Source organism: Sphingomonas sorbitolis (genome assembly GCF_036663875.1).
Classification (GTDB): Bacteria; Pseudomonadota; Alphaproteobacteria; order Sphingomonadales; family Sphingomonadaceae; genus Sphingomonas.
On record NZ_JAXOJS010000001.1, the window covers coordinates 62482 to 74256 of the forward strand.

The 11775-nt window shown below is 67.4% G+C and carries 10 protein-coding genes and 1 pseudogene; all 11 read right to left on the reverse strand.

Going from position 1 to position 11775, the window contains the following annotated elements; genetic code table 11:
* Nucleotides 1-124: 124 nt before the first annotated feature.
* Nucleotides 125-403: a hypothetical protein gene (locus tag U1763_RS00270; protein ID WP_332753594.1), complete on the reverse strand. Its 279-nt coding sequence runs from the start codon at nucleotides 401-403 to the stop codon at nucleotides 125-127.
* Nucleotides 404-566: 163 nt separating this feature from the next.
* On the reverse strand, nucleotides 567-779 hold the full coding sequence (locus U1763_RS00275; RefSeq protein ID WP_332753595.1) for a hypothetical protein: 213 nt from the start codon (nucleotides 777-779) through the stop codon (nucleotides 567-569).
* Nucleotides 751-1221: a DUF4198 domain-containing protein gene (locus U1763_RS00280; RefSeq protein WP_332753596.1), complete on the reverse strand. Its 471-nt coding sequence runs from the start codon at nucleotides 1219-1221 to the stop codon at nucleotides 751-753. Before U1763_RS00280 ends, U1763_RS00275 begins: the two co-directional genes overlap by 29 nt.
* Nucleotides 1222-1234: 13 nt before the next feature.
* A pseudogene (locus U1763_RS00285) lies at nucleotides 1235-1699 on the reverse strand (DUF2271 domain-containing protein); the annotation flags it as partial.
* An 86-nt stretch (nucleotides 1700-1785) separates the two neighbouring features.
* Entirely contained in the window at nucleotides 1786-2577 is a 792-nt protein-coding gene (gene cobA, locus U1763_RS00290; RefSeq protein ID WP_332753597.1) for a uroporphyrinogen-III C-methyltransferase, read from the reverse strand.
* Nucleotides 2567-5311, reverse strand: coding sequence for a molybdopterin-dependent oxidoreductase (locus U1763_RS00295; protein WP_332753598.1), 2745 nt, complete (start codon nucleotides 5309-5311; stop codon nucleotides 2567-2569). The genes cobA and U1763_RS00295 overlap by 11 nt, the downstream gene beginning before the upstream one ends.
* Nucleotides 5308-5646 (reverse strand): nitrite reductase small subunit NirD, encoded by a 339-nt coding sequence (nirD, locus tag U1763_RS00300; RefSeq protein WP_175518279.1) that lies wholly within the window; start codon nucleotides 5644-5646, stop codon nucleotides 5308-5310. Before nirD ends, U1763_RS00295 begins: the two co-directional genes overlap by 4 nt.
* Nucleotides 5643-8147 (reverse strand): nitrite reductase large subunit NirB, encoded by a 2505-nt coding sequence (gene nirB, locus U1763_RS00305; RefSeq protein WP_332753599.1) that lies wholly within the window; start codon nucleotides 8145-8147, stop codon nucleotides 5643-5645. Before nirB ends, nirD begins: the two co-directional genes overlap by 4 nt.
* A gap of 40 nt (nucleotides 8148-8187) precedes the next feature.
* Nucleotides 8188-9570, reverse strand: a complete 1383-nt coding sequence (locus U1763_RS00310; RefSeq protein ID WP_332753600.1) for an MFS transporter — start codon at nucleotides 9568-9570, stop codon at nucleotides 8188-8190.
* A 348-nt stretch (nucleotides 9571-9918) separates the two neighbouring features.
* Nucleotides 9919-11133 carry a CmpA/NrtA family ABC transporter substrate-binding protein gene (locus U1763_RS00315; RefSeq protein ID WP_332753601.1) on the reverse strand — a complete coding sequence of 405 codons (1215 nt, stop codon included), beginning with the start codon at nucleotides 11131-11133 and terminating at the stop codon, nucleotides 9919-9921.
* Nucleotides 11133-11711, reverse strand: coding sequence for an ANTAR domain-containing response regulator (locus tag U1763_RS00320; protein ID WP_332753602.1), 579 nt, complete (start codon nucleotides 11709-11711; stop codon nucleotides 11133-11135). The genes U1763_RS00315 and U1763_RS00320 overlap by 1 nt, the downstream gene beginning before the upstream one ends.
* Between the last annotated feature and the right edge of the window lie 64 nt (nucleotides 11712-11775).

Sequence of the window (11775 nt, forward strand, 5' to 3'; positions counted from 1 at the left end):
CTCGGGCTAACGTGCAGGCTCTCATTACGTTTCGGTTTCCTGCCTGAGCGAATTGGCAGCCTTGGCCTCGGCCTTCTCCAATCTTCGATGCTGTCGCCCGCGACGATATGATCGGCCAGCAGCATCAACTGATGACCCGTAGTCGACCCGTCCGACGCGTCTTCTCGAGGCGGAGGCGCCATCCCTTGGGCGGTTGCGAGGCACATTTAACGCAGCCCGCGGACCAGTAATCTTTCATTTTCGCCCAATACGCATCCGCCGCCGCCACCGCAGAGTCGGTCGTTGGGACGAAGGTGTTGATCGCATATTGGTGGACATAGGTAGCGGGCCTGCCGCCCTTCTTGCTGATCTTGGCGTTACCCTGCTCATGGAGCCCGCCGGCGGGGTTCACTCCGTTCTGCATTTTTATCCTTGGTCCGGCGAGAGCGGTTTGGAGCGGACCCGATTTTGTTGGGGCTGTCCCCGTAAAACATCTTGCGCTCCTTGTTCTCCCGTGGAGGCGGGAGTCCAGTCTAGGTCCCGCCTTCGCGGGGAAATACGGCCGTCAGGCACGGCGCCCGTGGCTGTCAGGCATCGATCATCTCCGCGAGCGCTGGAGTGACGTACTCCTGCGGTTGGCCGTCGATCATCGCGACGAGCCGGGCGGCAATTCCGTGGTCGTCCGCGAGGCCCAGGCCGTCCGGGCCGAGGACGGTGAGCGCGGTCGCACCGGTGGTAAGTTCGCGCGCGCCCTCGTCGTTGCGGTAGCGCTTACCGCCGGGGTTCACCGTGACCTTCACGTCGGTCGCGTTGGCGGGGGGATGTCGCGGTCGTCAGCGGCGCGGGCGCGTTCGGCTGTAGCGGACCGCAACGACCGCCGATGCGCTTCTCGACGCCATCCACCTTGAAGCTGCCCATGACGGCGGACATCTCCGTGCCGATCTTCCAGGTGCCAGGCTTGTCGAGCTTCACGTCGAATACCGAGCGATAGCGCCCAGTCGCGCCGTTCGGGAGCATGCCCTCGCTGCCATCGGGCTGCCAGACCTTCATGCCGTCGAGCCGGAGTGGCTGGTGATCGAAGAAGAACAGGTCGTTCGAGACGGCGGCGTCGACCGTTACCCAGCCGTCGGTCCCCGAGAACACAGTGGCGGACGGCAGCAGCCACATACGGTGCGCCGACAGCGCGGCGGGGATCGACAACAGCGCGGCAGCGGCCATCAGGCGTGCGACAAAAGGCTTCATGATGTAATCCTTGGCGGGCGGAGATGGCGATAGCGCCGAGCTCGGTCTTGCCCGTGGTGCGAGCGCCGGCAGCAAGCGGTACGGAGACGAGTTCTGGACCGCCGGTTTCCCGCGCCGCCTCGACGTTCAGGACATACCGGCCGGGCTTGACGTCGGCGGGGATGGGGATGGTGTATTGGCCCGGCGCACGCGTCGCGCCGCTGACGCCGTCCGCGGGCATCGTCATGCTGCGGCCACTCTTGCGCCACCATGCGCGCAGGTCCGCGAGCCATTTGGTCCCGGGATCATTGCCGCGCTTCTTGAGATCGTACCACACTGCCAGAGTACGCGGCGCGCCGCCACCGACTGGCTCCAGCCACACGGCGACATAGGGCTTGTGATACTCCGCCACGCTCAGCCGCGGAATCGTGACGCTGACCGTTCCCGGCGGCGCGGCAAAAGCGGGCGGGGCGAACTGCAAGACCCGGAGACGTTCCACGTCGAGCTAGGGCGAGCGAGACAGAGTTGAGGGCGGCCCCATCGGCGAGCACATGTTCGCTGGCCGCCGAGCTTAGGTCTTTGGCCTTATGCCACCCCAACCTCGAAGCCCCGCGTTTGCGCCATCGTGTTTACGGCCGCGATCGACGATACTGCCAATGCATCGCCGATCAGCAGCCGCGAGGGATCGTTGTCGCTGATCGTCTCTACCAGGAACGCCAGCGCCGACAGCCGGCCGCGCAGGATGCGTTCGGTCGGGAGCGAGACGTTGACCGCGACCATCACCGGCGTGTCGGGCGCGCGCCCGGCGGCGATCAGTTCGCGTGACACTTCGCCGGCGGCGGCGCGGCCCATATAGACGGCGAGCGTAGCGTCGGGCGCGGCGAGCGCGGTCCAGTCGAGATCGAGCGCTTCGCCCGCGCGGGCGTGTGCGGTGACGAAGGTGAGCTTCCGCGCGAGGCCGCGCAGCGTCAGCGACGCGCCGCCCGAGACTGCGGCGGCGCTGGCGGCCGTAATGCCGGGGCAGATACGAACGGGGATGCCGCTGGCGGCGAGGTGATCGACCTCCTCGGTCGAGCGGCCGAAGATCGACGGGTCGCCGCCCTTGAGCCGGACGACACGCTTGCCGTCGAGCGCTGCGCTGGCGAGCAAGGCGTTGATCGAGACCTGGTCCTTCGAATGCCGCCCCGACCGCTTTCCTACACCGACCATCTCGGCCCCGGGCGGGACGAGCGCGAGGACGCCTGGGCCGACTAGTGCGTCGTAGAAGACGATGTCGGCCGCCGCGAGCAGGCGTTCGGCCTTGCGCGTGAGGAGGTCGGGATCGCCCGGGCCGGCACCGACCAGCCAGACCGAACCGGGCGGGAAATCATGCGACATGGGCTGATCCTTCGTTGACGAGGAGTTTTGCAAGGGCGGGGCGGCACGATCCGCAATTGGTGCCGGCTTTCAGTGCCGCCCCGATCGCAGGTACGTCGGCGAGCTGCTGGTCGGCGATCGCGGCGAGGATGGTCTTCAGCCCGACGTCGAAGCACGCGCAGACGATCGGGCCACGATCGACCTGCACACCCGGCGCCCGGCCAGCGAGCAAGGTGGGCGCCGCGACCGCTTTACTCAGTTGCGCGACGAGCCAGTCGCGTGGTGGGAGCCTGCCGTCGCGCGTGACGAACAGCACCGCGGTCAGTTTGCCGTTGTCGAGGATCGCGATCCGGCGTGAGCCTCGCGCGGCATCGATCGCTTCGATCCGCTGGCCCTTGGGCAGCAGCGCGTCGAGTGCAGCAGGGTCGCCGTTGCCGGCCATGTCCCACGCGGTCCCACACGTCACTGCGACACGCGTGGCCCACAGGCAATCGGGGCGGGTCGCCAGTTCGCCGCGCACGACGACGAAACCGCGCCACTCGGTTGTGACCGGCTCGATCCGCACGGGCGTCGACTTGAAGCCCGGCTGACCGGAGATCGGATCGGCAAGCGGGCGCGGGAGCAGTCCGGCGCGGCCACCGGTCGCGGTGCGGTCGGTCCAGTGGATCGGCACGAACAGCTCGCCGACCCGCTGCGTCGCGATGACGCTAGCGCGGAACAGCGTGTCGTCCTGCGGTGTCGTCACGCGCGCCAGCCCGCCATCGACGATCCCGAGACGCGCCGCGTCGTCAGGATGTATCTCGACCAGCGGCTCCTCGCGGTGGCGCGCGAGCTTGGGTGACAGACCGGTGCGGGTCATGGTGTGCCACTGGTCGCGATAGCGCCCGGTGTTGAGCGTCATTGGCCACTGCGCGAGTGGCGTCGCGACCGGCTTCTGCGCCACCGGCACCAGCCGCGCGCGGCCGTCTGGCGTCGAGTACCGGCCATCCGCAAACGGTGTCCCGCCCCAGCGGAACGGGGGCATAGCGTCATACTCGGCGTTGCTCTTGGCCGAGTGACCGGGGAGCAAGAATAGCCGCGTGCCGTCATTCTCATAGGCCGACAAACGGCAATGCTCGCGCCAGATCTCGGCCGGGCGGTCATAGGAAAACGCGGTCTTCCACCCCATCCGCCGCCCGATTTCGGAGACGATCCACCAGTCCGGCTTCGCCTCGCCCGGCGCGGTCATGAACGCGCGCTGCCGGCTGATCGTGCGGTCGGAATTGGTGACGGTACCGTCCTTCTCGCCCCACGCCGCGGCGGGCAGGCGGACATGCGCGTGGACCGAGGTATCGGTGGTTTCGACCACATCGGACACGACGACGAACGGGCAACCGGCAAGCGCCTCGCGTACGCGGCCCGCATCGGGCATCGATACCGCGGGGTTTGTCGCCATCACCCACAGCGCCTTGATCCGGCCGTTGCCGAGTTCGCGGAACAGGTCGACCGCCTTTAGCCCCGGCTTGGTCGCAATGTTGGACGCGGCCCAGAACCGGCCGACCCGCGCGACGTTTTCGGGCGCGAAATCCATGTGCGCGGCGAGTGACGACGCGAGTCCGCCGACCTCGCGCCCACCCATCGCATTGGGCTGGCCGGTGATCGAGAAGGGGGCCGCACCCGGCTTGCCGATGCGGCCGGTGGCGAGGTGCAGGTTGATAATCGCGTTGACCTGATCGGTGCCCGACAGCGACTGGTTCACGCCCTGGCTGAACATGGTGATGGTCTTTGGCCTCGCGGCGAACAGTTCGAAGAAGCGCCTGAGATCCTGCGGCGGGACGTCGCAGGTACGCGCGACCGACCAAAGGTCGCTGCCCTCGCCGATCTGGTCCCAGAACGCGTCGGGCGTGGCGACGTGCGCGGCGAGATAGTCGTAATCGACCACGCCCGCGTCACGGCACCACGCGAGCAAGCCGTTCATCAGCGCGACGTCGGTGCCGGGCCGGATCGCGAGGTGCAGGTCGGCCTCGTCCGCGGTTTCGGTCCGGCGCGGGTCGATCACGACGAGCTTGGCGCCCGCATCGCAGCGCGTGCGGATGCGTTGATAGACGATCGGGTGGCACCAGGCGGTGTTCGATCCGACCAGCACGATCAGGTCGGCGGCGTCGAGATCGTCGTAGCTCGCCGGCACGATATCCTCGCCGAAAGCTCGCATGTGCCCGGCGACGGCGCTTGCCATGCAAAGCCGCGAATTGGTGTCGATGTTCGCCGAGCCGATGAAGCCCTTCATCAGCTTGTTGGCGACGTAATAATCCTCGGTGAGCAGTTGCCCGGAGACGTAGAACGCGACGCTGTTGGGCCCGTGCTGCGCGATCGTGTCGCGGAAGCGTTTGGCGACGAGGTGTAGCGCCTTGTCCCAGGAGGCGCGGCGCTGGCCGATCATCGGGGTGAGGAGGCGGCCTTCGAGCCCGATCGTCTCGCCGAGGTGCGTGCCCTTCGAGCAGAGCTTGCCGGTGTTGGCGGGGTGGTCGGGGTCGCCCTTGATCGTGACGGACCGCTCGCCCGTCGGGGTCGCGAGAATGCCGCAGCCGACACCGCAATACGCGCAGGTCGTGCGGATATCCTCCCCGGCACGGGGAGGGGGACCATCCGATGGATGGTGGAGGGGGGCTCCCGCAGGCGTCCCCCTTCGTGGAGTCCCTCCCGCAGGCGTCTTGCTTTGTGGAGGCCCCCCTCCACCGCCTGCGGCGGTCCCCCTCCCCGTGCCGGGGAGGATCATGCGGCGGCTTTCATGGTCGAGGTGCGGCAGAGGAGCACCCGCCCACCGCTGACCTTCACCGGGATCACCGGCGTACAACCTTTGTCCTCGCCCAGCGCCTCGCCCGTATCCAGTGCGATCCGCCAGTTGTGCAGCGGGCACGCCACCGCGCCGCCGTGCACGATGCCCTGCGACAGTCGCCCACCCTTGTGCGGACAGCGATCCGCCAGCGCGAAGACCTTGCCGTCGCCGGTGCGGAAGACCGCGATGTCGTCGCCACCGGTGACCTGCACCGTCCGGCTGCCGCGGACCGGGATCTCGTCGACCCAGCCGATATCGAGCCATTCGCCGATCATGCCATTTCCCTCCCGAGAAAGACGGGCGTGTCCAGAGGTGTGAAGCGCGCCATCGGCGCATGCTGTTCGCGGTGCTCGCCCGCCGCACGGGCCGCCCACGGATCGTCCTGCGTGAACTGCTGCGAGAACAGGAACCGTGCCGCCAGCGCATCGCGGCCCTCCGGATCGTCCGCGATCCGCTCGCGGATATATTCCACGCCGATCCGCTCGATCCACGGCGCGGTGCGCTCCAGATAGCGCGCTTCCTCGCGGTACAACTGGATGAACGCGGCGCAGTAATGCATCGCCTCTTCTTCGGTCGCGACCTTGCACAGGAAGTCGGTCGCGCGGACCTTGATCCCGCCATTGCCGCCGACCGACAGCTCGTAGCCGCTGTCGACGCAGACCACACCGAAATCCTTGATCGTGGCCTCGGCGCAGTTCCGCGGACAGCCGCTGACCGCGATCTTGAACTTGTGCGGCATCCAACTGCCCCAGGTCATCCGCTCGACCTTGACGCCGAGCCCGGTCGAATCCTGCGTTCCGAACCGGCACCAGTCCGACCCGACGCAGGTCTTTACGGTGCGCAGCGACTTGCCGTACGCATGCCCGCTGACCATCCCGGCGGCATTGAGATCGGCCCAGACCGCGGGCAGATCCTCCTTCTTGATCCCGAAGATGTCGAGCCGCTGGCCACCCGTCACCTTGACCATCGGCGCGTCGTATTTCTCGACGACATCGGCGATCGCGCGCAGCTCGCGCGGGTTGGTCAGCCCACCCCACATCCGCGGCACGACCGAATAGGTCCCGTCCTTCTGGATGTTGGCGTGCACGCGTTCGTTGACGAAGCGGCTCTGCTGGTCGTCCTTGTAGTCGCCCGGCAACGCGCACAGCAGGTAGTAATTGAGCGCGGGGCGGCACGACGAACACCCGTCGGGGGTCGACCAGCTCATCTTCTGCATCACTTCGGGAATCGATCGCATGCCCTGCGCGACGATCTCGCGGCGGACGTCGTCGTGGCCGAAGCTGGTGCATTTGCAGACCGTCTTCACCGCACGCTCGCCCGAATACTCGTCGCCGAGCGTAACCGCGAGCAGCGTCTCGACCAGCCCGGTGCACGATCCGCACGACGCCGATGCCTTGCAGGTCGCGCGGACCGCGTCGAGCGTCGCGTTGCCGGCGCTGATGCACGCCACGACCTTGCCTTTGGTGACGCCGTTGCAGCCGCAGATCTCCGCATCGTCGGAGAGCGCCGCAACGGCCGCCTTAGGGTCCGCAGTGCCTCCTCCCGAGGCGAAGGACTGGCCGAAGATCAGCATGTCGCGGATCGGCGCGATGTCTTCCGCCCGCTTGAGCAGGTCGAAATACCAGCCGCCATCGGTCGTGTCGCCGTACAGCACTGCGCCGACGATCCGGTCGTCCTTGACCACGACGCGCTTGTAGATGCCGCGCGACGCATCGCGCAGGACGATGTCCTCCGCGCCTGCACCACCGGAGAAATCGCCCGCCGAGAACACATCGAGCCCGGCGACCTTCAATTTGGTCGAGGTCGCCGATCCGCGATAGCCGCTGTGACTGTCGGTCAGCCCGTCGGCCAGCGCGCGGCACATGTCCCACAGCGGCGCGACGAGGCCGTAGACGTTGCCGTCATGCTCGACGCATTCGCCGACCGCGAGGATCGATGGGTCGCTGGTGACCATATGGTCGTCGACTTTGATCCCGCGCCCGATCTCCAGCCCCGCGTCGCGCGCGAGCGCCACCGAGGGTCGGATGCCGACCGCCATGACGACGAGGCTCGCGGGGATCAGCGTGCCGTCTTTCAGCAGCACGCCCTCGACGTGGGTATCGCCGACGATCTCGGCGGTATTCGCTTCGGTGAGGATGACCTGGCCGCGCGATTCCAGCGCCGACTTGAGCAACCAGCCCGCCGCCTCGTCGAGCTGCCGCTCCATCAGCGTCGGCATCAGGTGGATCACCGTGACCTTCATCCCGCGCAACGTGAGGCCGTGTGCGGCCTCCAGCCCGAGCAGCCCGCCGCCGATGACGACCGCGGCGCCACCCTTGGCCGCAGCCTCCAGCATGTGGTCGACGTCCGCCATGTCGCGGAACGAGATGACGCCGGGCAGATCCTTGCCGGGGACGGGGATGATGAACGGATCGGAGCCGGTCGCGATCAGAAGCCGGTCATACGATACCGTCGGCCCCGACCGTGCGGTGACGGTCTTTGCGACGCGGTCGATCGCCTGCACCGGGTCGCTCGTCACCAGCTCTATGGTGTTGGTCGCGTACCAGGCGTGGTCGTTGATGACGATCTGCTCGAACGTCTTCTCGCCCGCCAGCACCGGCGACAGCATGATGCGGTTGTAGTTCACGTGCGGCTCGGCACCGAAGATCGTCACGCGGTACCGGGTCGGATCGCGCGCGATCAGTTCCTCGACTGCGCGACAGCCGGCCATGCCGTTGCCGATCACGACGAGGTGTTCGCGGGTGTCGGGGGAGGGGGTGATAGTCTGGTGTTCCATCAGTTCGTCCAATCGGGTTGGAGCCGGGAATGGGAAGGCGTCACGCGGGGAGCGCGCCGTTGACCGAGCGGTCGCTGGTGCGGCGTGCGTCGAGCGCGGCGTTGAGCAGCGCGCGCTCGTTCGATTTGTGCGTGGCGGAGAAGCGGACGGCGAGCGCGCAGACCGCGGTGCCCGCGACGACGTAGCCGAGCACGATGAGGCATTGCTGCGGGGTGGCCGACGCCTTGTTGAGGAACCCCGCCGCGACCGCGCCGATGTTGCCGCCCGCGCCGATCAGCCCGGCGACACCGCCCAGCGCCTTGCGGTCGATGAACGGCACCAGCGCATAGGTCGCGCCGCACGCCATGTGCGTGAACAGCCCGAACATCGTCATGGCGAGAATCGCGAGCGTGACGCTGCCGGCATGACCGAACAGCACCAGCCCGACGCCTTCGCCGAGCATCAGCGCGAACAACAGCAGCGCGCGGCCGTCGAGGCCTTTTCTGAGCGCGATCCGGTCGCTGGCGATCCCGCCGAGCGCACGGGCGAACAGCGCAAGCCCGCCGAAGATCCCTGCTGCCAGCCCCGCATTGGTCAGCGAAAGCCCGAACCGATCGACGTAATAACTTGCGGCAATATTATGAATGAAGATCTCGACCCCGAAGCACGCGCCGTACGTCGCGGCGAGCATCCAGGTGCGGTAATTGGCGGCGGCGCGGCGGAAGATCGCCATGCCGGTCGCCTTGCCGCCATCGAGCTCGATCCCCGCCGCGCGGAGGTCGACGATGTCGCCCTGCGGGGTGTCCTGCGTGTAGCGCGCATAGACGAACGCCATCGCGACCATCGCGACGCCCGGTACGAACATCGCCGCGCGCCAGCCGAAGGCGTGCTCGACACCGAGACCGACCAGTGCTGCGACGACCAGTGGCATCAGGCTCTGCGCCGCGCCGCCACCCGCATTGCCCCAGCCGCCAACGGTCGCGTTGGCAGTGCCGACGACGTTGGGCGCGAACATCACGCTCGTGTGATATTGCGTGATGACGAACGACGCGCCGATCGCGCCGATCGCGAGGCGGAAAAACAGGAACGTTTCGTAGGTCTGCGCGAACGCCAGCCCGAACACCGGGACCGCGCCGAGCAGCAGCAACCACGTATAAGTACGACGCGGCCCGAACCGGTCGCAGAGCGGCCCGACCACCAGCCGCACCAGGATCGTCACCGCGACCGCGGCGATGTTGATGTTGGCGATCTGATCCTTGCTAAGGCCGAACTCGGCCTTGATCAGTGGCATCAACGGCGCGGCGGCGAACCACGCGAAGAAGCACACGAAGAACGCCAGCCACGTGACATGGAAAGCGCGCATCTGCGACGTGGCGGCGCTGAACAGGTCGATCCGTGTGGCTTTCGGTGCGGCGGTGTCGATACCTGGTGATGCGAACAACATGGTTGGTCCCCCATCTGCGATGGACAAAGAAAAAGCCGCCCCGACGGCGACCTTGCGGACGCATCGGAGCGGCTTCGTTGCCTATGGACGATCGGTCGATCGCCCTACGCGGTCAGATCCCTTCGTTGGAACCGGTCTCGCGATGATTTCGTGTCCGACTCCCTTGCCGGACGGTGTCAAGATGACCGAAGCGGCCCCATCGCGCAAGCGTCATTTCGCAGATGCAGCAGATTTGGGTTGAACGGCATCGCCACTACCCAAACGCAGATTGTTTCCCCGCGAAGGCGGGGACCCAGACTGGGCTCCCGCCTTCGCGGGAGAACAAGGAGAAGCGGGGACCGTTCGCCCTCAGGGCAGCCCCGCCAGATATCCCTCGATATCATCCGGATCGAACGCGCGCCGATCGAAGAACGCATCGCGCCCGAGGATCAACCGGCCCTGCGTAGACCCCGCACCGATGCTGTCCGCGCCGATCGCTCCCTCCAGCTTCGAGCTCGCATTGGGAAGCGGCGCGTCCGACCCGGCGAGTGCCGCGCGGTACACGTCCGGCCGGAACACGCCTTGTGCGACGTCCGCCTCTTCCGCCGAGAACGGCGTGCCGTCCCACCGCACCATCTGCGAATACAGCCACGCCGCCTGACTGCGCCACGGGAAGTTCGCCGCCTCGCGGTACTGGAACATGAAGTCCGGAACGTGGATCGGCGCCGCATCCTTCACCAGCCGCACCCGGTCGCCGATCGCCCGCGACACCGCATCGACCGGCGCATCGAGATACTCCGGACGAGCAAGTATCGCCGCATTCGCCTCAAGCGTATCCGGATCGACGAACTGCGCAGCCGCAGCGTGCAGTGCACGGATCAGCCGGTGGACGACGTCGCCGCGCTCGACCAGCGTAATCTCGCGCATCGCCAGCACCTTCTCGACCCCACGCCGCCAGACCTGCGCTGTCACCAGCGCGATCCGCCCGACCCCGCGATCGACCGCGACGCCGTTCCAAGGCTCGCCGACGCAAATCCCGTCGACCTCGCCCGCCGCCAACGCATCGGCGGCGAAGGTCGGACTGGTGGTAACGATCTCGACGTCGGTATCCGGCCGGATGCCGACCGCGGCGAGCCAGTAGCGCAGCATGTAGTTATGGCTCGAATAGCGATGCACCACGCCGAACCGCAACCGCCGTCCCGCCGCGAGCCGCTCGACCGCGACCGCCTTAAGCCGCGCGCCGAGCACGACCGGATCGCCAAGCGCATCCCCGTCCATCACCTGCGCGGCGAGCGGCAACGACAACGTGATCGCATTACCGTTCAGCCCCAGCACGAACGGCACCGCCATCGGCACCGCCGGCCGTCCGCGGCCCAGCGCCGTCGCGATCGCCAGCGGCGCGACCATGTGCGCAGCGTCGGTATGCCCGTACAGCAGCCGGTCGCGCACCGTCGCCCAGGTCATGTCGCGGACCAGCTCGATCTCCAGCCCCTCGGCCTCGGCAAACCCGCGTTCGCGCGCCAGGATCGGCAGCGCCGCATCGACCAACGGCAGGAACCCGATGCGGACCCGGTCGAGCGCCATCATAAATCTCCCATGAGCGCATCGCTGGTGATGATCGCATCGGCGATCTCGGCGATCCGCCGGTTGGAGCGCATCGCCTGCGCGCGCAACAGGCCGTACGCGGTCGGTTCGTCGATACCGCGGCGTCTCATCAGGATCGCCTTGGCGCGGTCGACCGTCGTCCGATCGGCCAGCGCACTACGAGCTTCATGCAACTCCGCCTGTAACCGCGCAAACGCCTGAAACCGGCGGATCGCAAGGTCGATGACCGGCTTGATCCGCTGCTTGGCCAACCCGTCGACGATATACGCCGACACCCCTGCGTCGACCGCCGCGGCGGTAGACTCCGCATCGCTCTGGTCGACGAACATCGCGATCGGCCGCGCCAGCGCGCGCGACACCGCGAAAAACTCCTCGAGCACGTCGCGACTGGGATTTTCGAGGTTGATCAGCACCACCTCGGGCGCGGCCTTCTCGAGCGCCGCGACCATCCCCAACGTCCCGTCGATCACGACGATATCATCGAGCCCCGCTTCGCGTAGGCCGTCAGAGATGATCGCCGCTCGCGTGGTGCTCGTGTCGATGATCGCGATCCGCATATCATCGTCTTATGCAGTACCGTTTCCGATGGCGAGGGCGCATCGGTCCAGTTCAGCCAACGCC

Coding starts and splice junctions, on each gene's coding strand:
- U1763_RS00270 (WP_332753594.1), bottom strand. CDS start 403: ATGCAGAACGGAGTGAACCCCGCCGGCGGGCTCCATGAGCAGGGTAAC.
- U1763_RS00280 (WP_332753596.1), bottom strand. CDS start 1,221: ATGAAGCCTTTTGTCGCACGCCTGATGGCCGCTGCCGCGCTGTTGTCG.
- cobA (WP_332753597.1), bottom strand. CDS start 2,577: ATGTCGCATGATTTCCCGCCCGGTTCGGTCTGGCTGGTCGGTGCCGGC.
- U1763_RS00295 (WP_332753598.1), bottom strand. CDS start 5,311: ATGATCCTCCCCGGCACGGGGAGGGGGACCGCCGCAGGCGGTGGAGGG.
- nirD (WP_175518279.1), bottom strand. CDS start 5,646: ATGATCGGCGAATGGCTCGATATCGGCTGGGTCGACGAGATCCCGGTC.
- nirB (WP_332753599.1), bottom strand. CDS start 8,147: ATGGAACACCAGACTATCACCCCCTCCCCCGACACCCGCGAACACCTC.
- U1763_RS00310 (WP_332753600.1), bottom strand. CDS start 9,570: ATGTTGTTCGCATCACCAGGTATCGACACCGCCGCACCGAAAGCCACA.
- U1763_RS00315 (WP_332753601.1), bottom strand. CDS start 11,133: ATGGCGCTCGACCGGGTCCGCATCGGGTTCCTGCCGTTGGTCGATGCG.
- U1763_RS00320 (WP_332753602.1), bottom strand. CDS start 11,711: ATGCGGATCGCGATCATCGACACGAGCACCACGCGAGCGGCGATCATC.